The following is a 22,409-nucleotide window of genomic DNA, read 5'->3' on the forward strand; positions in this document are numbered from 1 at the left end:
AGACGAAGGCGAGACCGTCTCGAAATCGGCGGCGACGAGGAGAATCGACCGTCGGCCCCGCCACGCGTGAACGTAGCCCGGGTATTATACGTCGGTCTGTCGTCACCTGACGCATGTCGATCGCGAGACACGGGACCGGGGTCGGGGCGACGACGCGAGCCTTCTGGTCGCAAGTCCATCCCGTCTTCATGCTTCCACCGCTTGCCGCCTCGCTGTTCGGTGCGACCCTCGCAGCGGCGATCGAACCGGCAATCGCGGGACTCCACGTCGTCGCGATGTTCGCCGCGGTCTACACCGCTCACGTCAAAGACGGTTACGTCGACTTCCACGTCCGCGGTGAGGACGACGACCACCCGCTGACCGAACGGGGCTGTCGCGTCGCCCTCGTCGCATCGACAGCGGTGTTCGCGACGTGTTGTGGTCTCCTGTTCGCCCTCGTCGACTGGATCGCCGTCGCGCTCACCCTCCCGACGTGGCTGATCGCCTATCACCACGCGCCACAGCTCGATACGAACCCGCTCACGGCGACGACCGGCTACCCGCTCGGCATCGCCTTCTCGCTGCTCGGCGGCTACTACGTGCAGGCGACGACGTTCGCGGCGGTTCCGCTCGCCTTCGCGCTCGTCTTCCTCGTGCTCCTCTCGGGAATCAAGGTGATCGACGACGCCCAGGACTACGCCTACGATCGATCGATCCGGAAGCGAACCGTCGCCGTAACCGTCGGTCCCGAGCGAGCGTATTCGGTCGCTTACGGCCTCATGATTGGCGCGCTGCTGGTCGTCGCCGGACTCGCCCTCACACGGGTCTTTCCGCCGACGACGCTGCTCGCCGCACTCGCCTTCGCCGCGGTCGCGATCGTCGCCCGCCGTGCCACCCCGGATATCGCGACGATGTTGCTCATCCGAGGCTCGTACGTCTTTCTCGCCATTCTCGTGGCTGCCGTATGGTTCGAGCCGCTAGCGGCGGTTGGGTAAGGTTAGTCGTCGCTCCGACGGCCCACGATTTCGATCGGGAGACTGGAGCAGTACAGCTTTCGTCTCCTCAGTTCGGTCGATACCTTCGAACGATCACTGCTCGATGGCGGGCGCTCGAACCGTCGGGACCGATATGCGAACGATATTGCCACGAGGGGCGTGTTCTCCGAACGACAGTTGTCCGCCGAGCGAGTCGACACACCACTTCATCAGCCACAGACCGACGCCTGAGCCGTGGTAGGTACTGTTCGCTCGACGGTCGTCTTCCAGGACGTCGACTTCGATGTCCGGAATCGGTGGCCCGTTATCGCTGATTCGAATCTTACCCCGGTCGTGGCGCGGATCGTCGTCGACCGTTACCGTCAGTTCGGGAGTCTCCCGATCGTTGTGTTCGATCGCATTTTCGATCGCGTTCTCGATCGCGTATTCGAGTCCCCTGTCTGCACTCACCCAGACCGACGCTGGTGCGTCGAGGGAGATGTCGGCACCGGGGTAATCCGTTCTGGCGTCCCTGACGAGAGTCTGTGCTACCGACTGAAGGTCCGTGGGGGTGCGCTCTGTCGCATCCGCCGTGGCAACCTCCTCGATCCGATCGAGGGATTCGCTCAGCGTGCCGACCTCGGCGGCGATTTCCTGTATCGTCTCGAGTTCTTTTTCGAGGTCCGCGTCCTCGATTGCGGTTTTCATTCGACCTGCGTATCCGGTGAGAATGTTCATATCGTTTCGAAGATTGTGACGAATAACGCGATTGAGGAGCCTGAGAAGCTGATCTCGGCTCTTGTATTCGGTGATATCGGTGAGTTGGCCGACGACGTAGACGGATTCGTCGATCGTCGTTCGCGTGAAACGAACGCTGAGCCACCGGTATTCTCCGTTTGCGCGCTCGATTTGAAGTTCGGCCGTTTCCGGGTCGCCGCCAGCAGCAGATCGGATCCGGGACCGCAGGGTATCCGAGAAAACCTCCATCGACGGCATCGTATACTCCTCCACAGCCATCCCACGAAGCTCCGCCGTCGAATATCCGAACAACTGCTCTAACCGATCGTTCGCGTCCAGAATAGCTCCGGACTCGGAATCGTGTACCGTCACCCCGATCGTCAGATTGTCGAATACTGGTGGTAAGGTGACTGTCTCGAAAGTCATCTGGTTCGTGTTGATGAAAGGACGCCGCTCGGAAACGAGTACTTCCAAATAGATTTGGAACGGGCCACTCGTTCGCCAGTGAAAACGCGTTGCGGGCAACGCGAGTCGTGTTCTGCGTTCGTCTTCCCGCCGAAGATATCGGCCTCGTAGGCGAGACCGAGCAGTGGAGCGACGACCTCATCCGGTACGGGCTGGCCGAACTAGCCGGTGACTTGGCTACTCCGAACGAGCAACGACAGCCAGAACGAATCACTGACTATGACGACCGACGAGGAGGCAGCGTCCAGTGCTCCACTCGACGAGGTAACCGACGACAGTTGACGAGAACTCGTCCAGCGAGTAGCAGCAGCCGACCGGGACGCAAATCGGGATCACTACGACGCGCTCGAAAACGAGTAACGCGTTGCATCTTCTGCTCTGTCAGTTCGTACTCACGATCTTGATTACCATATCTGAGTACACACAGTGTACACAACGTATAAACTCGATCTTGATTTGCTTTGACCTTCGCGGTCACTACAGGTGCGAACTTTTTGCGCAAGCGGTTCGCCGTAGGCGAACCCGCCGCGGAAAAACTTCGGTGAAAAAGGCTGACGGCTCGCCCCTCGGCCTCACGTCGGTGGACCGAACTCGCTTCGCTCGTTCGGATGCTCAAGCGAGAACTCCTCGCCCTTTACCCTCCAAGAGTCGCAAGAATCGGGGCGTCCCATCCAAGTATAGCCAAGATTCCCCATACAACCACACCCACAAACCCCGCTATTGCGGCGACAACAGGGTCAAATCGGAGCGCACCAAACCCGATGACATGCTCTCCGGTATTCAGAAGAACGAATGTAAGGATAACACCCAATACACCAATAGAAACAATTACGATATTTGTCCAATCCATATTTATTGAACGTTCCGCCGTCAGCATAGTCCTTTGGTGGCGCTGATATGCTCGCACTTCGCGTAGTAGAGCTGATACAGTAAATCGGGAGCAGAATGAATACGATCATCGTGCTGCATGCAACCTCTGTACTGATCACCGCGCCCGCCTAAAACGCAGAGTCTTATTTGTTACAATATAGTCAGTTAGTAGATACGATCTTGATCACGTCCCCCTCTTCTAACTGGTGGCTATCACCGACCTCGCGACTCGATCGGGCGTCGACCGCGTGGAGGTAGCCGTCGCCGATGTCGGAGTGGACCGCGTACGCGAGGTCGACCGGCGTCGAGCCGTCGGGGAGCAAGAACGCGTCCGGAAGGATATTGCCGCTGCCGTCCGACCACTTGGCGGCGTCCTCGACGGGGTACGCCGTAACGTGATCGAGCAGGTCGTACACCGCGTAGTCCAGTGCCGACTGGACGCCGGTGCCGGCGTACTCGGCCATCGTCTCGGCAAGTCCCTCCAGGGCCTCGCGCTGGGCGTCGTTGACACTATCACCGATCGCGATCGTCTCGTCGCCCGGATCGTACTCGACGAGTCCGTTGTCCGCAGCCCGGCGCAAGGCGAGTTCTCCTTCCGCCGTCGTCGGAATTACGGGTTTGTCGAGAGCGAGCAGTTTCTCGACGTGTTCTTCGGGCGCGACGTCGATCTTGTTCGCCGCGACGACGATCGGTTTGGTCCGCTCGCGCACCAGTCGTGCGAGTTCTTCGCGGTGGGAATCCTCCCACTGAATCGGGTCGTCGGGATAGTCGAGTTCCCGCAGAACGGTCGCGATCTGCTGGGCCGATGCGCCGAATCCCGAAAGCATCTCCGAGAGCACCTCGTCGATGTCGAAGTCGGGCGATCGAGACTTGCGTTCGACTGACTCCCAGTTTCGATCGACGATGCCGGCCAGCCAGAGGTCCATCTCCTCCTCGACGAAGTCGATGTCCTCGAGCGGGTCGTGCTCCCCGATGTCGACCGGTTCGCCTTTTTCGTTGGTCCCGCCGGAGGCATCGATGACGTTGATGATCACGTCCGCGTTCGTGAGTTCGTCGAGAAACTGGTTGCCAAGCCCCTTGCCCTCGTGGGCCCCCGGAACCAGCCCCGCAACGTCGAGGAGTTCGATCGGGACGTAGCGCTTCCCGTCCTCGCAGTTGTCGGCGTTGCACCGATCCTCGCGATCGAGACAGGGGCACTCCGTCCGAACGTAGCTGACGCCCCGGTTGGCGTCGATCGTCGTGAAGGGATAGTTAGCGACGTCGACCTCCGCCATCGTCGCCGCCGTGTAGAACGTGGACTTGCCGGCGTTTGGTTTTCCGGCAAGTGCGATCGAAAGCATGCCTGTTGGTAGCTTCGTCCAGTCAAATTGTCTTTCGGTTCGATTCCCTCAATCTCGAAATCCCGCCATCACCGCCGTGAGAACGACCCATTATCTCCGTCCCGGTTCGAAGCGTTCGAGTGCGGCAGCGACTTCCCGTACGCCCTCCTCGAACAGTGCGTGTTCGGGAGCCGCGATCGTGTCCGTCCGTCGATCCCACTCGATCGCGTGAGCGGCTTCGAGTTTCGGCAGCGTCGAATGCTCGAGTCCGACCGTTGTCGCCGCAACTGGCTCGCCCGTGCAGTCGGCAACAGCAGCCGCGAGCGCCTCGACGGACAGTGGGTCTCCGGCGTCGTAGACGATCGCAAGCGAGACGCGTGCGCGGTCGTCTCCGATGATCGAGAGCGTCTGCGTCGCCGTCGTCGGAAGGGTGGTCGTGATTCCGGGCGTCGGAGCCAGACTCGAGCGGGCGTCTCCCATCTGAGATCGACGCCCGGGATCGGTCAGTGATGGCCCGTCGTCGATTGCTCCGGAGTCTACCGCCGAAGCGTCTGTCGCGTTTCGTCCTGGAGCGGTCCCTGTCTGGACCTGTTCTGAGTCGGATTGTTCCGTTTGTCTCGGGCCTACTGGAGGTCTCGACACTGACGCCGACTCCGGGTTCGATTCGGACGCCGACTCCGGGTTCGATTCGGACGCCGACTCCGGGTTCGATTCGGACGCCGACTCCGGGTTCGATTCGGACGCCGACACCAGTGGTGACTCAGCGGACGACTCCGGATTCGACTCCGAACTCTCCATGTCGTCGTTCCGTGAGCCTTCTGAGGTCGGCTTCGGCGGGTCGGGCGTGATCGACACCGGGTGGGTCGCTCGTGACGACGGTCGTGACGAGATGCCGTTGACCGAAGCGACGAATCCGGTTGCGCTGCCGACCGTCGCGAGCGTCGTAAAGTGGGTCCACGGATCGCTGACTGACCACCCGCCGAGCGCTGCGGAGAGCTGTATCCAGCCGCCGAGCAGACAGGCCAGAACGATCCCAACAGAAACCCATCTGAGCACACGCCAGCGGGTGTCGATCGAGACGCCGCGGGCGTACAGCCAGTACCCGCCGGTCGCGACGCCGGTCGGAACGAGCAACGAGAGGAAGACGCCGATCGTCGTGAGCGAGGAGGTTGGGGGTGCCGTCAGGCCGTGGACGACGCCGCTTACCGCGAGGACCAACCCGAGGACCACGAGCAGGAACGCCGGCTCGTCGCGCCGGAAGAGCGACGGCCAGGGCGTGGCAACGGAGCGCATGTGCATCACTTGCAGCGATCGTCACATAAAACGGGGTGTTCAGGAAACCAGACGTTCCTCACGGCAACGGAAACAGCCGAGCACAAAACGGTGAGTTCGATCACCCAGCGTCGTCCGGGACGGTTACAACTCCACTGCCATCATCACTTCGTCGACGGCCTGGCCGTCGAGTTTGTAATGGTTCTCACGGACGGCTTCGACCTCCCAGTCGTTCGCTTCGAGAAACGCGATCGCCTCCTCGTTCGTCGAGGGAACGCTCTGGTAGACCTTCTCGTAGCGGTTCGATCCGGCCCACTCGAGACCGCGTGCGAGGAGATGCGAGCCGATGCCGTGGCCGCGATACCCCTCGAGAACGCCGACGGTGAGTTCGGCCGTGTGTGAGAGTTTCTCGAGTTCCGGAGCGTGTAGATGGACCCAGCCGACCACCTCGTCGTCGACGGTGGCGACGAAGAACATCCGGGACTCGAGTTCGTTGTGCCGAAGGAGCGTCTTCTCGTGGTCGACTTCGTCCGCGACGCTTTCGGCCTCGATGTACGTTCGTTCCTCCACGACCTGTCGGATCGCGCCGACGATGCCCGACAGATCCTCCTGTCTCGCCGGCCGGATGTGGAACTCGAGTTCTTCGGAGACGTACTCCTCTTCGGCACCCGCGTCGATCGTCACGCGAAGTTTGCCGTCCGCCTCGTCGAGTCGCCCGTCGCGCTTGAGAATCGCCACGTGGTGGCGGAATCCGCTGGGGTCGACGCCGAGGTGCTCCTGTGTGTCGTCGGGATCGACCGCTCCGTGTCGTTCCACGTACTGATAGATCGCTTTCCGGTCTTCGTGGCCGAAATCGATCGAGTCGCTGAAAGCCATGGTATTTGATACCAGTCCACAGTACTTAACCGCTTGGCCGTCCGTCCCCTCAGAGTCCACCCCGTTACGTTACCGAATGCGTGCGCCTGTCACTCCATCTCGCTATTTAATGGCCAAACGCATGCACCCGGACTGGTTAGCACTCGGCGTCGCTTGCATCGAGTGCGTGGAATCGCTGCGACGGCAACGAGCCGTCGATCACGTCCCCACCGGCGGTCCACGCCCAAAAACGGGTTGCACGGATGTGACAGTCTGGGATGATCGGAACGGAAGTGGTGGGTGCTGGCTTCGTGCTCGTACTCGCGCTCGTCGGCGGGTTGGTCGCTCACGAGTGGTCACACGCGCTCGTTCTCCGGCTGTCGGGCATCGAGTACGAGATCGTCTACGGACCCGGCCAAACGGACGGTGTGATCGATCTGCTCGCACAGTGCCCGCTGGCGGCCGTTCATCCGCAGCCAGCGGGAACCGACCCCGTCTGGTCGCTCCGACTCGCCGCCCTCGCGCCACTCGCCCTCGCAATCCCCGTCTTCGGACTCGGAATCGGTGGCTACCTCGCGGCCGAGACGCCGATCGCCACCGCCGCTGCGATCGGCTGGCTCGGCTGTTCGATTCCGAGTCCGCAGGATTTCTCAGTGGCGTTTCACGCACCCCACCTTCTCGACGGCGATGCGGACGCACCGACGTAGCCGTCAGACACCGAACGATAGTGGCCGTCTCTCGTCGTATTTCGGGTGCGACCCGTGCGAATCAGGGATCGATCGTCACCGGTGTCACACCGCCAGAGAGTTCCGCCCCGACGAGCGCGGCGTGACTTCGTCGAAGCCGTTCCGATAGCGCCTGGTGTGAGATTCCCAGCTCGTTTGCCAACTCCTCGAGCGTCACGCTCCGGGGCACGTCGAAGTACCCCAGCTCGTATGCCGTGTAGATCGTTTCGTACTGGGTCTCCGTCAGCGGCGTTCGCGACGTTGCGATGTCGTCCGTCTCGGTGACTCGCCTTACTTCCACCCGGAACTCGTACTGGTCGAACAGTTCGTGACAGGTCGAGACCGCTTCCTGCTCGTGAAAGAGGAGTTTCACCGACCACGACCCGTCCTGTCCGTACGCGTCCAGAATTGCGCCGTCGTTCTCGGAGAGGATCTGCTCGAACAGTTTGATTTCCTCGCCAAATTCCAGTCGGAACAGCCAGCAGCCGTCGACGTCGCTCTCGGAGACGACGGCAAGCACCTCCACTGACGGGTCCGCCTCGAGTGCCCGCTCGATCGTCGACCGATCCGGACCCGCCGTCCAGACCAGCGGCGGCGAATCGCCGATCAATCCCCCGACCTGAAACTCGAACGTCGGAACCCGCTCGAAAGTCCGGGCAAACCCGAGTCGTTCGCTCGCAATGTCGAGTTCGACGACTGTTGTCATCACAGGGATCCACCACAAAGAGATATAGACGAATTTTGTTTCCGGTAGCCTTTCCCGCCACCCAGAATCCGTGATAGTCGGTTTTTCGTACTACTCGAGGTGAGATGAGTCGATAGTCGACTCCCGTCACAGGGCGAACGAACCAGAGGCAGTAGCCGGCCACAGCCTTTTGCCGATCAGGAATCGTATCCCGAGTATGGCGACGAGACCGCCGCCCGAGTGTCCGCTGTGTCACGACGGCATTTCGGCCGGCCAGGAACTCGAAGACCACTTGTTCGAGAGCCACACGAAACGTGCTCTCGTGAGATTCGTCGTCGCAGAGTCCACGGTCTGGGAGGAAGACATCTCCGAGTAGCTACCTTCGGTGCCGACATCACTCGAACTCCGGTTCGCGACGATCGAGGAAGGCTGTCATGCCCTCGCGCTGATCGTGCGTGCCGAAGCAACTACTGAAGGCGCGCTTTTCGTACGCCATGTCGGTTGCCGATCCCCCACAGGCGGTCTGATTGATCGATTCTTTCGCGGCACGCAACGCAAACGCCGGCTGGGCGGCGAGACGGGAGGCGAGTTCCTCGACGATGTCGTCGAGGTCTCCGTCCGGCACTACCTCCCCGAACAACCCCGCCTCTGCCGCGCTCGCGGCCTCGAGACGATCGCCGAGGAAAATCATCCGCCGTGCGGTTTCGTCTCCGACAAGCCGCGGGAGTCGCCCGGTCGCTCCCCAGCCAGGAATAATCCCCAGCGCGATCTCCGTGTTGCCGATCACGGCCGACTCGGCAGCGACGCGAAGATCACAGGCGATCGCCATCTCGCAGCCGCCGCCGAAGGCGTAGCCGTTGACGGCAGCGATCGTCGGTCCGGGGAAGCTCTCGAGGGCGTCGGCAACGTCGTGCCCGAGTTCGCTCCACGCTCGGGCCTCCGCGACCGAGAGGTCTTTCATGTACTCGATGTCCGCCCCGGCGATGAACGCGTCGTCGCCGGCACCCGTCACCACGAGCACGCGAGCGCCCGCCGCAGCGGCCTCCTCGATCGCTGCACCCATCGCCTCGAGCGTCGCAACGTCTAACGCATTGAGCGCGTCCGGTCGATCGATCGTCAGCGTCGCGACGTCGTCCGCCCAGTCGAGTCGCACTGTGTCCCAGGACATGCCGCCAAGTTCGACGAACACTAATAAATACTCGATGGAGAACCAACCCGTGTTCGGGCAACGCGCGCTCGCGCCGACCCCAAATCGGGCCCGAATCGGCGGCCCCGCTATGCGCTGGTCGTTGCCCCTGTCGACTGCCAACTCCCGTAGCTACTGGCACCAGACAGGACCACGACCACCACTCCAGACACCACGTTGCTCCAGAACAGGAGGTCGTAGGTCACGCCCAATACGATCGGCGAGGCGACGACGACGAGTCCGAGCACGATGGCGACGCCCGGCGCGACGAACCCCGGAATCGGTATCGGCCCGCCGGCCGGCCAGGCTGCCGTGTAGGCGGCAACGACTGCGATCGCCGCGCCGACGAGCGCGTTGATCGTAACGATCCACCCCGCACCGGTCAGGAAAATGCCGGACCACAGTACCCAGGTCCCGATGACCGCGACGATCCCCGCTGTTCGCTCGACGGGCAGCGGCGCGTCCCGTGTTCGGTTGGCCATACAAATCAATACGCGATCGAACCCCGTAAAACGTCTTCAGGAATACCATCAGATCGTCTGCGAGGTATCAGGCGAGGGCGGCGAGCCGGCAACGATCGAACTCCGTGATCGACGCAGGCCGGCGGTAGCCAGCCGCGATCGGACGTCTCACGTCACCACGAAAATCACCCCTGACCACGTGTCACGACGGTACGGTGCATGTAACTCGAATCCGATCTAACTTTGGAATCACTTCCCGGATACAAAATCGTGCCCAGTTACTTATTTCAAGAGTTGCCCCTTAGTGACGCTTGCTCCCATCGGGAGCTGCGTGAGGCACGGAGGGCGAGCCTTGCAAGGATACCCTCCGTGGCGCTGTTATGCGCACTCCATCGTTCGGAATAGCGGGTCTTATAGCCATTGGCCTGATACATCACATTGAGAACGTGCCGCGTTTGGGATCGAATGTATCGGAACCGCGTGGTACTCGATCGCGGAGATCGTCGAATCGATTGATTCGTTGTGGAGACTCACACTACGGGTGACGGAATTGGCAACTGAAATATCGGACGTACTGAGTTACCACCAGGGTGATCACGCCGACCACCCCGAGAAAGAGGGTTTTCTACGAGACATCTGTCTCTGAAGGGTTACGAAATAATTACGGTCAGAATGGGGTTGGAGGGATTTGAACCCCCGATCTACTGATATCTCCGGTGCGCCTCGGAACTCCAGAGGGTCATCACACGAGCACTGATCAGGTGCCCGATCAGTATATCAGTCTGGAGTGTCGTCCCGGGCGCTGTAGCCTCTGGAGTCAGCCGCCATGCCTGGCTTGGCCACAACCCCTCGCTTTCCCGTAGGGTAATCCGCCCTAAAGTGGTTTCGATTCCCGTTACAGCCAGGGGGCTCGACCCTCCGTATCCGTCGAGTCGTCGCCCGGATAGGCACCGTCGTCGGAGTCCTCGTCCTCGGTCCCCACAGACGGGTCCGGGTCCGGTTCGCCGTTCGAATCGCCACCCAGGCCACCGTCCGAGAGCGGCCCGGTTCCGACCGCCGGCATGGTCCCGATCGACGGGAGCGACAGGCCGCTGGTATCAGTCTCCGTGGAGCTATCGGTCGCCAGCTCTGTTTCCGCCGTCTCGCTGTCACTGCGATCGATCGGGATATCCAGCGCGAAGACGGCCGCAACGAGCAACGCGGCCAGCGGGGCCTGACCGAAGGCCATCCCGAGCAACGACAGCGGGAGCAGTCCGAGCGCGACCGCGCTGCCGAATCGGAACCGATCGATATCCATGTACTCACGGAGGTACGGCCCGCCGAGCGCGATCGAGAGTGCGAAGCCGACGCCGACGACGGCGGCGAGCGTCGCGTTCGCCACGAGCGCCGGGTCGTCCATGACGACGAACGCCGCGCCGTTGGGATCGACGCTCGCGACGAGACCCAGGCCGATGATCACGACGGGACTCGGCAGGTATTCCCCGATCGTCGCGCTCGCCGTCTTGGCCGCGATCGCGGCGATCACCAGCGCCGCAAAGCGCTCGAAGATGACGATGTCGAGGACGCTCTCGATCGCGGGTGCGAGCGCAGCCTGAATGGCTGCGAGCAGTATCAGTGGAATCCCGACGAGCAAGACGATCGCCGCTTGCTCCCGCGGCGTTCCACTCATTTCAGCGAGGATCACGGCGACCGTGGCGCTGCCGCCGAAGATCAACAAGCCGACCTGGATCGCACCGAGGGGGTCGTTCAGCGCGCCAGCGAGTATCAGGGCCGGAAAGACGCCGTCGATCAGCGGCAGCATCATCACTAACGCGAGTAGTCTGGCGTCACCACCGACGATGCGCTCGAGGCGGAGTGCAACCGGGTGTTGGGACGTACTCATCGCTCAGGGTCGATGGCCGTGACCCGAGGCCGGTGGGTGAGAGGAGAGGCGGTGCCGCACTGACTCGATACCGGCAAGCCAGTCCGAACGCCGTTCGCGGCCTCCCGCTGTGAATTTCAGTGTCTGTTTCCCAAAATTGAAGCCGATGACGGAGTCGTCGCTCGTCAGGCCATCGAATCGGGAAACACTGGCATTCACAGCGTACATACCCTGACATATGACCGGATTATCAATAAACGTTGTGTGAGACGCCGTTGCATCACTCGTCGATCGGGGAACAACAGCTACCAGATACCGGCGGAAATGGACGAATCTGGGGATTCCGCAGACGAACTCCGACTGAGGAGCCAGTGACGGTGGACCGACCGCACGACGACGGACCCGACCTGCCGTCTCGTTCCGTCGTCTCATGCTCTCCAGTCGGTTCCCAGGCCGCCATCCCACTCGATCGCCAATCGGATTACACGCCCTCGTGAACTGCTTGCACACGGTTCAATCGTTTGCACGCAGTTCTATCTCGCAACCCTTTTTGCCGACGGGTTCGGACGCGTGACATGGCGAACGACGTTCCCGAGCACGAGCCCTATTCTTCGAAACTCCGGGTCCCGGAGGCGCTAACGTTCGACGACGTCCTCCTGCGGCCCAAGGAGAGCCGTGTCGAACCGGACGACGCCGACCTCACCTCGCGCGTCTCGAAATCGGTCGAGGTGTCCGTGCCGATCCTTTCGGCCGCGATGGACACCGTCACCGAAAGCGGGATGGCGATCGCGATGGCCCGCCACGGCGGTCTCGGCGTCCTCCACCGCAACATGAACATCGACGAGATGGTCGAGGAAATCGAGCGCGTTAAAAGCGCCGACGAACTCATTATCCCGCTCGAATCCGTCGTCACCGCGGACCCCGAGATGTCGGTTCGCGAGGTCGACGAACGAATGGCCCGCAACGGCGTCGGCGGGGCACCTGTCATCAACACCCGCGGCGAAGTGCTCGGGATTATCTCGAGCACCGACATTCGGCCACATCTCGAAGTTAACGAGGACGACCCCGTCACGGAAGCGATGACCGATGAGGTCATCACCGCCCCCGAAGACGTCGACCCCCGCGACGCGTTCGACCTGATGTATGAACACAAAATCGAGCGTGTTCCGGTCGTCGACGACGAGAACCTGCTGGTCGGTCTGGTGACGATGCAGGGTATCCTCCAGCGTCGCGAGTACCAGCAGGCGGTCCGCGACGAGGACGGTCGCCTCCGCTGTGGCGTCGCCGTCAGCCCCTTCGAGCACGATCGAGCCAGCGCGGCCGACGAGGCCGGTGCTGACGTGCTCTTTATCGACACGGCACACGCCCATAACATGAACGTCATCGACGGCGCCCGCGAGATCAAAGGGAGCGTCGAAGCGGACGTCGTCGTCGGCAACGTCGGGACGCGGGAAGCGGCCCGGGATCTCGTCGACTTCGCAGACGGCATCAAGGTCGGCATCGGCCCTGGATCGATCTGTACGACCCGGATCGTCTCCGGTTCCGGGATGCCCCAGATCACGGCCGTCGCACAGGTCGCAGACGTCGCGAGCGAACACGACGTACCTGTGATTGCCGACGGCGGTATCCGGTATTCTGGCGACGCGATCAAGTCGATCGCGGCCGGTGCGGACGCGGTCATGCTCGGCTCTTACTTCGCCGGCACCGACGAGGCACCGGGTCGCGTCGTCACGATGAACGGCAAGAAGTACAAACAGTACCGCGGCATGGGGTCCGTCGGCGCGATGAAATCCGGCGATGGCGATCGCTACCTCAAGGACGAACCCGACGCGGACGACGAGTACGTGCCGGAAGGCGTCGAGGCTGCCACCCCGTACAAAGGAACGCTCAAATCCGAACTCCACCAGCTGGCCGGCGGCATGCAGTCCGGAATGGGCTACGTCGGTGCCGGGACGATTCCCGCGTTCAAGGAGCGATCGGAGTTCGTCCGCGTCTCCGCGGCGGGACAGGCGGAAAGCCACGCCCACGACGTGGTAATCACGGACGAAGCGCCGAACTACTCGCCCGACGGCGAGTAAGTCGCTGACAATTTCTCCCTGACAGTCGACCTGAGTTCTCGGTTCGAGGCGGCCACTCGGCTGACGATCGAACTGATGCCGTCGCGGTGGTCGAGCGCGCTGGGGACCCCCCTCGATCGTCGCCAGTAGTTTAATTCCGGATCGAATTATCGCTGGTATGAACGGGTTCGAAGTCGGCGTCCGGTTGCTCGCCGGACTCTTGTTTATCGGAGCGAATGCGTTTTTCGTCGCCACGGAGTTCGCACTCACGCGTGTCAGACAGTACGAGGAATCGGCGTTCGACGAACCCGGATTACGGCGCGCCTGGGAGATGACCGAGGATTTGGAGATATATCTCACGAGCTGTCAGGTCGGAATCAGCGCGACGAGTATCGCCGTCGGAATCGTCGCCGAGCCCGCCCTTTCCGGGCTCTTTGCGCCGCTGTTCGAGAACACGGTACTCGCTTCGATTGGGGCTGGCGGTCTCTTCGCGTTCCTGATTATCAACCTCGTTCACCTGACTCACGGCGAACAGACGCCAACCTATCTCGGCGTCGAGCGAACGAAATTCGTCGCCCGCCACGGAGCGACTCCCCTCTACTGGTTTACGAAGCTGATCTCACCCGTCATCTCGATCGGCGACAGCGTCGCCAAGTGGACGCTCAAACTGTTCGGCGTCGAAATGACCGGCGCGTGGCTGGACACACAGGCCCAACGAGTCGAATCACGCGCAGATCTCCGCCACCGTCTCACTTCGCTTCTCACCCGTGGAGATCTCCCGAGAGAGCGAGTAGAGGAGATCCTCAACGCCTTTACAATCGGCGAGATTCCGGTCAGCGATATCATGACCGACATCGACGACGTCGTATTCATCTCGACAACGAACGCCGTCGAGGAAAACCTCGATCGGATCGGGGCCAGCGCCCACACCCGATTCCCGGTGATCGACGACCTTCGAGCGGGCACGGTCACGTTCGAAGATATCGCCCTCCCGCCGATGACGATCGGTGCCGACGTACATATCAGTACGGCGATCGATCGGTTTCAGGACGAGCGACAGGAACTGGCGCTGGTTCTCGACGACGACGAGGTCCTCGGACTGATTACTGCGACGGACGCCCTGGAGGCGGTCGTGGGTGAACTATAGTAGCCACTGAACGTCAGTGCACATCCGATCGCACGACTGCTGTGCGATCAGCGTGGGAACAGTTTCAGTTGGTGCTATAGAAGACCCGTTCGAGGGACGGGTTGGCAAGTCAGCATCCGGGTGAAGCGTCGGTTCGACGGGAACAGTCCTGCACCGCTAATCGAGTTACAGGTCGGGCTCGTTCCTGAAACGGACGTGAGCGTTGAAATCGAGGTCACCCGATGGTAAACGACGTTCCACACTCGTTGCAAGTCATCCGGAAGGCCTCTTCGTCTGTGAGCGAGAGGCCGTGGCCCAGTTCTTCCTCGCAGTTGCGACAGTAAACCAGCGACTCGATCTCGTTCCAGTCGTGCCGTGGGCCGGGTGCGCCGAAGGCGAAGCCGACGACCCGTTCGTCGCCGTCGTTGTACCCCATCTGGAATTCTCCCGGTGCAAAGCGGATGATCTCTCCTCCCTCGACGGCTATTTCGTCCTTCGTGGCGCTCTTGCCGCCGTCTACGGCAGTACCATCCGTTTCGCTGGAAGCATCCTGACGATCAGTAGGAACGTGCGTCTCGAACGTCGCAGTCCCCGCCTGCACGTAGAATACCTCCTCCTGATCGTGATGGGTGTGTAACCCGCCGGAGAACGACTCGCCAGGGTCGAGTTCGAAGTAGTTCATCGCGAAGTCGGTGAACCCGAGCGCCTGCGAGATCGGCCGACGAACCGAGTGGACCTCCATCGGGTTGGCCTGAACGTCGATGTCCTCGATCGCGGTCTTCTCCATGCGAGGCGGTTCCGCACAGCGTGATAAAAACCCTCGTGATACGGAACGTCGGCCGGAAGGGGAACGCATACGTGCGTCCGGTTCCGAGTGACGATCGTGAACCGCCGTACGGTACTCCGGTCCGCTGCGGTCGCCGCTACAGCGGGACTGGCAGGCTGCGTGGAGGGCATTCAGAGTCACTTCCAGGGGGGCGTTCAGGGAATCATCCCCCTCGAAATCACGAACGAGAGCGACCTGCCAAAGAACATCCTGCTCGAAGCGCGCGAGGCCGGGACGGGACGTGGAACGTACGAACAGAGTTTTACCGTCGGTATCAACGAACGCGTCCAACCCCAGCACCTCAGCGCGATCGACCAGCAGTTTCGCGTCAGTCTGATCGAGGACGGCGAACCGATCGCCGTCGAAGCTGCGACCATCCCGTCGGAGACCAAACTCGTGTTGATCCGCCTTTACAGCGAGGAGATCGACGTCGAACTCGTCTCCGACGAGAGCGAAACCGACGCTGCGAACGAAACTGAGGAAAACGCGACGGACGACACCCAGACTGGAACCGAAGACTGAGCCGTCTCGTCGCGGTTCCAGGGTTATGGATACGGATGGAACGGTCGATCGAGCCGCGGCTCGAACCCGAGATCGTCCGGCACCGTGCGGGCGCGATCGCCGAAGAAGGGGTCACCGGTAAACAACGGTTGGGCACCGGGAACGACGACGCGCACCGCTTCGAACCCGAGCTGTTCGACGTCGCGCGTGGTGAGTCGTGCCGCATACGGTGTCAGACCGGCGTCAGCCGTTCGAGAGACGAGCGCCTCGAGGCCCTCGACGCCTGCTGGGACCGAATCCGGGCCGACGCTCGCGGCAGGAATCGTTCGCTTCGATTCGACGAACGCCTGGGCCGGGTCCGGGAACGCGGCGTAGTGACCGATCGCGCCGGAGGCTTCTTCGGCCTCGGCGGGACCGAGGCTGCGCAGTTCCATCCAGTTCTGGATCGCTTCTGCGAGCGCCGACGTCGCGGCCGCAGTCGCGTCGAGTCCAGCCGCAGAGCCGACCGCGAAGGCGGGCCACTGGTCGGCGTTGCCGTCCTCGACAGGGGAGAGCGGCGCGTCGATCGTCTCGGGATCGCGGTGGACGGCAACCGCGACGACCGGCACGTCGATATCCTGCGTGACCAGCAGGGGCGTCACCGTGAGACCCTCGCTGTTCGCCCGGCGTTCGAGCGTCGCGAAGCGCTCATCGTCGACGGCGAGTTCGAGCGGTTCGAACGTCGAGTACCACGCCAGCATCGTCGCGTCCCGTTCGAGCACTTCCGTCAGACCCGACAGGAGCGCATCGACCGTCGAGGAGCCGAGACCGAGACCGGTCGTGATCGCGGGCACCAGTCGATCGCCGGGCTGTGGAAACTGGACGGCGGCGGCCGGCAAATACGCCGAGTCGCCCGTTTCGAGGGTCTCGCCCTCGACCCACCGGTGTTCCGCCGTCGGCTCGTAGGCGTCGACCCCGTTCGGCCGGACGAGTTCCGTAGGCGACACTGCGGTCTCGAGGTCCGTCTCGCTCGCGCGGACGAAATCCGCGTCGCGGTAGACGCCGGCACAGTAGCGTTCGAGCCCCTCGCCAACGGCCTTCATCAGCGCCGCGTTCCAGTCCTCGTCGACGCCAGCCGCCTGATTCGCCGCACTCGCGTCACTGTATCGGCTCGTATCGGCCGTCGTCGCCAGATAGTACGGTGCCGGGAAGGACTCGACTTCACCGATGCTGGTGACGAGACCCACTCGATCGTCGATCGCCAGTTCGGCGCGCTCGACGGCGGTCTCGAGACCGAACGAGTCGTCGTCCCGACCGAGCGATCGATCCCGCTCACCGCTCGCACAGTCACAGCCCGGAACGGGGAGAAATCGCCGCCGGTGGTGTGGGAGTTCGAGCGTGTGTCCGACGATCGATCGATCCTCGCCCGCGAAGACGCGGACGCACTCGCGACCCGCGACGGCCCCGGCGAAGCGTGCCGTGGATCGGTCGGAACGGGGCCTCCCTGCGGCATCCTCGAGGGTCGAGGCGACCCTGGCACGGAGGCAGTCGAAACAGCCCGCCGCAGGTGCGAATCCCGAAACCGAGGCGTCGACTGCATCGATCGGATGGCCGCCGACACCGCCGATTTCGACGGCGACCCAGGGCGTTCCGCCCGAGCGGGCGGCCTCGTTTGCGCGATCGAACGTGCCCGCGCCCGCGACGTCGCTGACGATTGCGAATCGGGCATCGGTGAGGTCGGCCGGGTCGGCGTCCCGAACGGTAACGTCGACATCCCCGAGTGCAGTGACGGCCGCCTCGCGAACCGGATCGTCACCGACGATGTGAACTTCCATACCAGTACGGTTACGGGCAGCCGGGAAAAACGCCCCGTTCGATCGACAGTCCGTTCGTCGGAGCGGTATCAGGAGTCCGATGTCAGGGTGAGTTCGGCCACCGAGTGTATGCCAGCGCGAGTCCGGACACCGAGTGCGTGCCAAGGCGAGTCCGGACACCGGGTGTACGAGCGAGCGGCGGGAGCCTTATTCAACAGCAGATGCTAGTACAGAGGGGTCATGAACGAGCTACGCACCGGGGTAAGCTACGGAGACGTACTCCTCGTCCCGAACCGATCGTCGGTCGAGAGCCGCAGCGACGTCGACCTCGCCACGGCGCTCACGCCGTCGATCGAACTGGAGACGCCGCTGGTCTCTGCTGCGATGGACACCGTAACGGAAGCCGACCTTGCGATCGAACTCTCGCGAGCCGGTGGAATCGGCGTTATTCACCGGTTTCTCACGCCCACAGAGCAGGCCGAGGAGGTCTCGCGGGTCAGTGCTGCCGGCGAACGGGTCGGTGCTGCGGTGGGGATCAACGAGGACTACGTCGAACGGAGTGCCGGCCTGATCGAGGCTGGCGTCGACGTCATCGTCGTCGACGTGGCCCACGGTCACCTCGAACGAACGATCGCGGCCGTCGAGACGCTACGCGAGGAATTTCCGGATATCGACCTCGTCGCGGGCAACGTCGCGACCCCTGCCGGCGTCCAGGATCTTGCCGCGGCCGGTGCTGACTGCGTGAAAGTCGGTATCGGTCCCGGATCGCACTGTACGACCCGGAAGGTCGCCGGCGTGGGCGTCCCCCAGCTAACCGCCGTCGACGACTGTGCGACGGCAGCCGACGAGCTGGACGTGACGATCTGTGCCGACGGTGGCATCCGCACGTCGGGCGATGCCGTGAAGGCGCTCATGGCGGGCGCGGACACCGTGATGCTCGGCAGCCTCTTTGCGGGCACCGACGCGGCACCGAGCGAGGAGGTCGTCGTCGACGGCACCCGGTACAAGCGATCGCGGGGAATGGCGACCACGACTGCGGCCGAGGAGCGCGACGACAAGGAAAACACCGTACGCGCAGACGAGGGCGTCGAAGCACTGACGCCGTACAAAGGTCCCGTCGCCGGCGTCGTCGAGGAGTTCTGTGCGGGGATCCAGTCCGGGCTCTCCTACTGTGGCGGCCACACGATCGAGTCTGCTCGCAAAAAGGCAGAATTCATCCGCGTTGCGGCCAGTGCAAAAGAGCGCGAAGGATACCACACGGACCACGACTGGGAAGGCGTCAGCGTCGACAGTACGCTCGCGGCTGCCGGAGATCCGGGAACGGCCGAGGAAAGCGCGACCGCGGACGAAAGCGACGAGACCGCGGCTGCCGACGGAGGCGACGAAAGCGCGACCCTCGACTGAGGTGACGAGATCGTCTAGACGCCGTCCTCGTGCAAGCGTTCGAGGACCTCCTCGGCGTTCTCGACGGCCTGCTCTTTCTTTGCGGGGTAGGCCTCGACTTTTGCTCGGAACGTGATTCCCTCACCGAGTCGAACGTCACCGCTGAAAGCGGCCTGCTTGTCCAGTCGCAAGAAGAGTTCGGTGTTCTCGGTCACCCGTTCGTCGAGTTCGTCGATCAGCGTATCGAACTCCTCGAGTTTGGCAAGTCGGGAGAGAACGTGACGGATGTCGTCCGCGTTCTCGACTCGAGCCGAAAGGACGAGGATTCGATCGCCGTAGTGGCCCTCGCTCTCCGCGCGATCGATCTCGAACGGTTCGTCGTCGCCCTCTGGGAGGAAGGTTCGCAGCGCCTCCTCGACGCGTTTCTCGTCCTCGGTGGCGTAGCAGAACGTGCGTAAATCGACGTAGTGAAGCGGAATCTGTGGCATCTGCGATCAGTGGTTCGGTGGCGGGTCGAGTGTGAGTCGATCGCGATTCGAGTGTAGGGGCAGTCGCGGTTCGAGCGTGAGTCGATCGTGGGTCGAGTGCCGGCTCCGGCCGGGAACTCGCTTATTCGTCGTCTTCGTCGTCGTCAGCATCGTCCGCCGCCTCGAGTGCGTCCTCGGGAACGCCGGCTTCCTGTCCGTCCTCGAAGCTGATCGTGTAGGTCACGTCGCCGAACATCGACTCCATCGTCTGGGTGATGGTCCCGGTTTCGCCGTCGAACTCGCTGTGCTCGTCGTGCAAGACGACCTGGTCGTCTTTCTCGAAGCTCATAGCCGATGATTCCCCGCCGTCGCGTAAAAAGGGACTGATTCACGGCAAGGCGGACGATCGGGAGGCAGTGCGAGACGGCTCAGGCCCCACAGCCGGACTATGATCGGTGGCCCCACCGCCTGCCCGCCTCGTCATATCGGGCGTCGACGATCCGGTTGAACTGCTCGTCCGACAGGGAAAGATCGACCGCGCCGACGTTCTCGTCGAGTTGGTCGACGGTTCGGGCACCGACGATCGGGACGCAGGTGATCTCCTGTTGTTCGATCAGCCAGCGCAGGGCGACCTGTGCCGGCGTGGCGTCACACTCGTCAGCGATCGCCCTGAGTTCGTCCAGCACGCGCCAGCCGCGTTCGGAGAGGTAGAAATCCTCGAAGCGATCGTCGATCGAGCCGCGCGCGCCGTCGGGACCCTCGAATCGCGTCGGGTCGTTCTCGTCGACGCGCTCGTATTTCCCGGTGAGGAAGCCGCCCGCGAGCGGCGAGTACGGACAGACCGCGAGGTCCTGATCGGCACAGACATCGAGGTAGTCTTTGATATCGTCGCGGTAGCCGGCGTGGTACAGCGGCTGGGTGACCTCGAATCGCTCGTAATCTTCGACGTCGCTTTTCCACAGCGCCTTCGTGAGTTGCCAGGCGGCCATCGTCGACGCGCCGAGGTGGTGGACTGTTCCCTCCTCGACGAGCGCGTCGAGCGTCGACAGCGTCTCTTCGATCGGCGTCTCCTCGTCCCAGCGGTGGATGTAGTACAGGTCGAGGTAGTCGGTGTCGAGTCGATCAAGCGTGCCCTCGATCTGGGCCCGGATGTGTTTCCGGCCGAGACCGGAGTCGTTCGGTCCGGGTTCGCCCCAGCCGTCGAAGGGGAAGTACACCTTCGAGGCGATGACGAGGTCTTCTCGGTCGTGATCGGCGAGCCACTCGCCGATGTACTCCTCGCTGGTGCCGTTGGGAGTCCCGTAGACGTTCGCCGTGTCGATGAAGTTGATGCCGCGATCCCAGGCCGCATCGAGCAGTTCGTGGGCCTGGTCTCGATCGGTTTCGACGACGCCGCCGGTCTCGCGACCGAAGCGCCACGTGCCGAAACAGAGCTGTGAGACGGTCGTCCCGGTCGAGCCGAGCCGCGTGTATTCCATACGTGGGGCCACCCCCGGAACCCACTAAACCCTGACGTGGCCGGCAAACCTCTCTGGGAGGTACCGGCTCGTCGTCTGCTTGTTCGTCCGGGAGCTGTTACAGGCCGAGTTCGTCGAGTAGCGTCCGCGCGGCGGCGCTCGACGATTCCGGACCGCGGGCCGTGACGAGGTCGCCGTCGACGGTGACGCTTTCGTCGGCGTCGAGTTCGGCGTCCCAGTTGGCACCGACGGTTTTCACCTCGTCTTCGACCCAGTAGGGGAGTTTCCGACCGCTCGGCATGCAGTCGTTTTCGTCGACGATTCCCTCCTCCCACTCGTTGGGGAAGCCGGTGACGTCCCGATCGTGGGCGAGGAACGCACCGTTGCTGTCGCGGGTAAACGCCAGAATGCCGACGGCGTGACAGACGACCAGCGCTTTGCCGGCATCTCCCTCGACCGTCTCCCGGAGGATCGCGCGGGCGTCGCTGTCCTGGTTGACGTCCCACTCAGTCCCGTGCCCGCCGGGGTAGACGACGGCGTCGTACACCTCGGGATCCACCCTGGCCGTCGGAATTGGGTCGTTCAACCGCTCGTCCGTCTCGTGGATCTCCTGTACGCGGGTCGCGGTTTCTTCTCCGACCTGCTCGGGATCGATCGATCGATCGTCGATCTGTGGCGGGCGTCCCGACGGCGTGGCAACGGTGATCTCGACGCCGGCCGCAGAGAGGGTTTCCAGCGGCTCGATGCATTCTTCGCCCCAGTAGCCCTCCTCACTGACGATGAACAGTGCGTCGGTCATATTCCGGTCTACGCCGGGCAGCCTGAAAGTCCCCTGCCCACCCCTCGGTTCTGCCGCAACTCAGGCAATGGACCTGTTCGGTGACCGGACCATCACGACCGTCGAAGGTGGCCTTTTTCGCCGTCGATACCCTACGATAGACGGTGAGAACATGGCAGACCGATCCAGCCCGTTCGACGGCATCGAGGAACTGCTCGGTCGACTGAACCGACAGATCGAAACCGCCACCCAGTCCTGGGAGAGCGGCCTCGAGAACCGATCGGAGTTCGGGATGTCGGCCGACGACTCCGGGACGAGTCTCGACCTCGCTGACGAGGGCAGCGAGTTCGTCGTCACCGTCGACGTCCCCGGCTACGAAACAGACGATATCGACATCCACGTGTCGGGCGATCGACTGTCGGTTACGGGGGAGCGCGAACACGAACTCGAGGAGGGTGACGACCAGTTCCTCCGCAGAGAGCGAACCCAACGATCGTTCAGTCGTCGGCTCGTCCTTCCGGAACCGGTCGACGTCGACGATGGACAGGCGAGTCTGAACAACGGCATCCTCACGATCAGCCTTCCGAAACGCGACCCGGCAACCGAGGGCCAACCGATCGACATCGAGTGA

Annotated in this window: 23 protein-coding genes and 1 tRNA gene; 8 read left to right on the top strand and 16 right to left on the bottom strand. The window is 62.8% G+C overall.

What is annotated here, in order from left to right; all coding sequences use genetic code 11:
* The first annotated feature begins 113 nt into the window (after positions 1-113).
* Positions 114-974: a UbiA family prenyltransferase gene (locus tag AC6I6L_RS05835; protein ID WP_497916767.1), complete on the top strand. Its 861-nt coding sequence runs from the start codon at positions 114-116 to the stop codon at positions 972-974.
* Positions 975-1,067: 93 nt separating this feature from the next.
* On the opposite strand, the gene AC6I6L_RS05840 is transcribed toward AC6I6L_RS05835, so the two are convergent.
* The 5 genes from AC6I6L_RS05840 to AC6I6L_RS05860 form a co-directional block, all read right to left on the bottom strand.
* Entirely contained in the window at positions 1,068-2,117 is a 1,050-nt protein-coding gene (locus AC6I6L_RS05840) for an ATP-binding protein (protein ID WP_497916768.1), read from the bottom strand.
* A 673-nt stretch (positions 2,118-2,790) separates the two neighbouring features.
* The gene (locus AC6I6L_RS05845) at positions 2,791-3,006 is read right to left on the bottom strand and encodes a hypothetical protein (protein WP_497916769.1); all 216 of its coding nucleotides are present in this window, start codon (positions 3,004-3,006) and stop codon (positions 2,791-2,793) included.
* Between the two features lie 181 nt (positions 3,007-3,187).
* Entirely contained in the window at positions 3,188-4,366 is a 1,179-nt protein-coding gene (locus tag AC6I6L_RS05850; RefSeq protein ID WP_497916770.1) for a redox-regulated ATPase YchF, read from the bottom strand.
* A 90-nt stretch (positions 4,367-4,456) separates the two neighbouring features.
* Positions 4,457-5,638 carry a hypothetical protein gene (locus AC6I6L_RS05855; protein ID WP_497916771.1) on the bottom strand — a complete coding sequence of 394 codons (1,182 nt, stop codon included), beginning with the start codon at positions 5,636-5,638 and terminating at the stop codon, positions 4,457-4,459.
* A gap of 123 nt (positions 5,639-5,761) precedes the next feature.
* Positions 5,762-6,493, bottom strand: a complete 732-nt coding sequence (locus AC6I6L_RS05860; RefSeq protein WP_497916772.1) for a GNAT family N-acetyltransferase — start codon at positions 6,491-6,493, stop codon at positions 5,762-5,764.
* A gap of 257 nt (positions 6,494-6,750) precedes the next feature.
* On the opposite strand from AC6I6L_RS05860, the gene AC6I6L_RS05865 reads away from it, so the two are divergent.
* The gene (locus AC6I6L_RS05865) at positions 6,751-7,179 is read left to right on the top strand and encodes a hypothetical protein (protein ID WP_497916773.1); all 429 of its coding nucleotides are present in this window, start codon (positions 6,751-6,753) and stop codon (positions 7,177-7,179) included.
* 61 nt (positions 7,180-7,240) lie between these two features.
* Here the strand turns inward: AC6I6L_RS05865 and AC6I6L_RS05870 are convergent, their stop codons facing one another.
* A complete protein-coding gene (locus tag AC6I6L_RS05870) occupies positions 7,241-7,903 on the bottom strand; it encodes a helix-turn-helix domain-containing protein (protein ID WP_497916774.1) in 663 nt (220 codons plus the stop codon).
* A 196-nt stretch (positions 7,904-8,099) separates the two neighbouring features.
* Between AC6I6L_RS05870 and AC6I6L_RS05875 the strand changes: the two genes are divergently transcribed.
* Positions 8,100-8,258: a hypothetical protein gene (locus AC6I6L_RS05875; protein WP_497916775.1), complete on the top strand. Its 159-nt coding sequence runs from the start codon at positions 8,100-8,102 to the stop codon at positions 8,256-8,258.
* An 18-nt stretch (positions 8,259-8,276) separates the two neighbouring features.
* Here AC6I6L_RS05875 and AC6I6L_RS05880 read toward each other — a convergent pair whose 3' ends face one another.
* The 4 genes from AC6I6L_RS05880 to AC6I6L_RS05895 form a co-directional block, all read right to left on the bottom strand.
* Positions 8,277-9,050 (bottom strand): enoyl-CoA hydratase/isomerase family protein, encoded by a 774-nt coding sequence (locus AC6I6L_RS05880; protein WP_497916776.1) that lies wholly within the window; start codon positions 9,048-9,050, stop codon positions 8,277-8,279.
* A gap of 107 nt (positions 9,051-9,157) precedes the next feature.
* Positions 9,158-9,550: an SPW repeat domain-containing protein gene (locus AC6I6L_RS05885; protein WP_497916777.1), complete on the bottom strand. Its 393-nt coding sequence runs from the start codon at positions 9,548-9,550 to the stop codon at positions 9,158-9,160.
* Positions 9,551-10,202: 652 nt separating this feature from the next.
* Positions 10,203-10,378 (bottom strand) — tRNA-Trp (locus AC6I6L_RS05890).
* Positions 10,379-10,424: 46 nt separating this feature from the next.
* The gene (locus AC6I6L_RS05895; RefSeq protein WP_497916778.1) at positions 10,425-11,411 is read right to left on the bottom strand and encodes a DUF5794 domain-containing protein; all 987 of its coding nucleotides are present in this window, start codon (positions 11,409-11,411) and stop codon (positions 10,425-10,427) included.
* A 554-nt stretch (positions 11,412-11,965) separates the two neighbouring features.
* Between AC6I6L_RS05895 and guaB the strand changes: the two genes are divergently transcribed.
* Both guaB and AC6I6L_RS05905 read left to right on the top strand, forming a co-directional pair.
* Positions 11,966-13,468 carry an IMP dehydrogenase gene (gene guaB / locus AC6I6L_RS05900; RefSeq protein WP_497916779.1) on the top strand — a complete coding sequence of 501 codons (1,503 nt, stop codon included), beginning with the start codon at positions 11,966-11,968 and terminating at the stop codon, positions 13,466-13,468.
* 157 nt (positions 13,469-13,625) lie between these two features.
* Positions 13,626-14,594 carry a CNNM domain-containing protein gene (locus AC6I6L_RS05905; protein ID WP_497916780.1) on the top strand — a complete coding sequence of 323 codons (969 nt, stop codon included), beginning with the start codon at positions 13,626-13,628 and terminating at the stop codon, positions 14,592-14,594.
* A gap of 214 nt (positions 14,595-14,808) precedes the next feature.
* On the opposite strand, the gene AC6I6L_RS05910 is transcribed toward AC6I6L_RS05905, so the two are convergent.
* The gene (locus tag AC6I6L_RS05910) at positions 14,809-15,360 is read right to left on the bottom strand and encodes a cupin domain-containing protein (protein ID WP_497916781.1); all 552 of its coding nucleotides are present in this window, start codon (positions 15,358-15,360) and stop codon (positions 14,809-14,811) included.
* Between the two features lie 96 nt (positions 15,361-15,456).
* On the opposite strand from AC6I6L_RS05910, the gene AC6I6L_RS05915 reads away from it, so the two are divergent.
* Positions 15,457-15,921 carry a hypothetical protein gene (locus tag AC6I6L_RS05915; protein WP_497916782.1) on the top strand — a complete coding sequence of 155 codons (465 nt, stop codon included), beginning with the start codon at positions 15,457-15,459 and terminating at the stop codon, positions 15,919-15,921.
* A 23-nt stretch (positions 15,922-15,944) separates the two neighbouring features.
* On the opposite strand, the gene AC6I6L_RS05920 is transcribed toward AC6I6L_RS05915, so the two are convergent.
* Positions 15,945-17,714 (bottom strand): YcaO-like family protein, encoded by a 1,770-nt coding sequence (locus tag AC6I6L_RS05920; protein ID WP_497916783.1) that lies wholly within the window; start codon positions 17,712-17,714, stop codon positions 15,945-15,947.
* A gap of 219 nt (positions 17,715-17,933) precedes the next feature.
* Between AC6I6L_RS05920 and AC6I6L_RS05925 the strand changes: the two genes are divergently transcribed.
* Positions 17,934-19,097 carry a guanosine monophosphate reductase gene (locus AC6I6L_RS05925; protein WP_497916784.1) on the top strand — a complete coding sequence of 388 codons (1,164 nt, stop codon included), beginning with the start codon at positions 17,934-17,936 and terminating at the stop codon, positions 19,095-19,097.
* A gap of 14 nt (positions 19,098-19,111) precedes the next feature.
* Here the strand turns inward: AC6I6L_RS05925 and AC6I6L_RS05930 are convergent, their stop codons facing one another.
* The 4 genes from AC6I6L_RS05930 to AC6I6L_RS05945 all read right to left on the bottom strand — a co-directional run bounded on the left by AC6I6L_RS05930 (position 19,112) and on the right by AC6I6L_RS05945 (position 21,799).
* Positions 19,112-19,564, bottom strand: a complete 453-nt coding sequence (locus AC6I6L_RS05930; protein ID WP_497916785.1) for an RNA-binding protein — start codon at positions 19,562-19,564, stop codon at positions 19,112-19,114.
* Positions 19,565-19,685: 121 nt separating this feature from the next.
* On the bottom strand, positions 19,686-19,892 hold the full coding sequence (locus AC6I6L_RS05935; protein ID WP_497916786.1) for a DUF1918 domain-containing protein: 207 nt from the start codon (positions 19,890-19,892) through the stop codon (positions 19,686-19,688).
* A 97-nt stretch (positions 19,893-19,989) separates the two neighbouring features.
* Entirely contained in the window at positions 19,990-21,021 is a 1,032-nt protein-coding gene (locus AC6I6L_RS05940) for an aldo/keto reductase (RefSeq protein WP_497916787.1), read from the bottom strand.
* Between the two features lie 97 nt (positions 21,022-21,118).
* Positions 21,119-21,799 carry a type 1 glutamine amidotransferase domain-containing protein gene (locus AC6I6L_RS05945; RefSeq protein WP_497916788.1) on the bottom strand — a complete coding sequence of 227 codons (681 nt, stop codon included), beginning with the start codon at positions 21,797-21,799 and terminating at the stop codon, positions 21,119-21,121.
* 151 nt (positions 21,800-21,950) lie between these two features.
* Between AC6I6L_RS05945 and AC6I6L_RS05950 the strand changes: the two genes are divergently transcribed.
* Positions 21,951-22,409: an Hsp20/alpha crystallin family protein gene (locus AC6I6L_RS05950; RefSeq protein WP_497916789.1), complete on the top strand. Its 459-nt coding sequence runs from the start codon at positions 21,951-21,953 to the stop codon at positions 22,407-22,409.

It is taken from the genome of Halosolutus sp. DAT137, assembly GCF_059736405.1.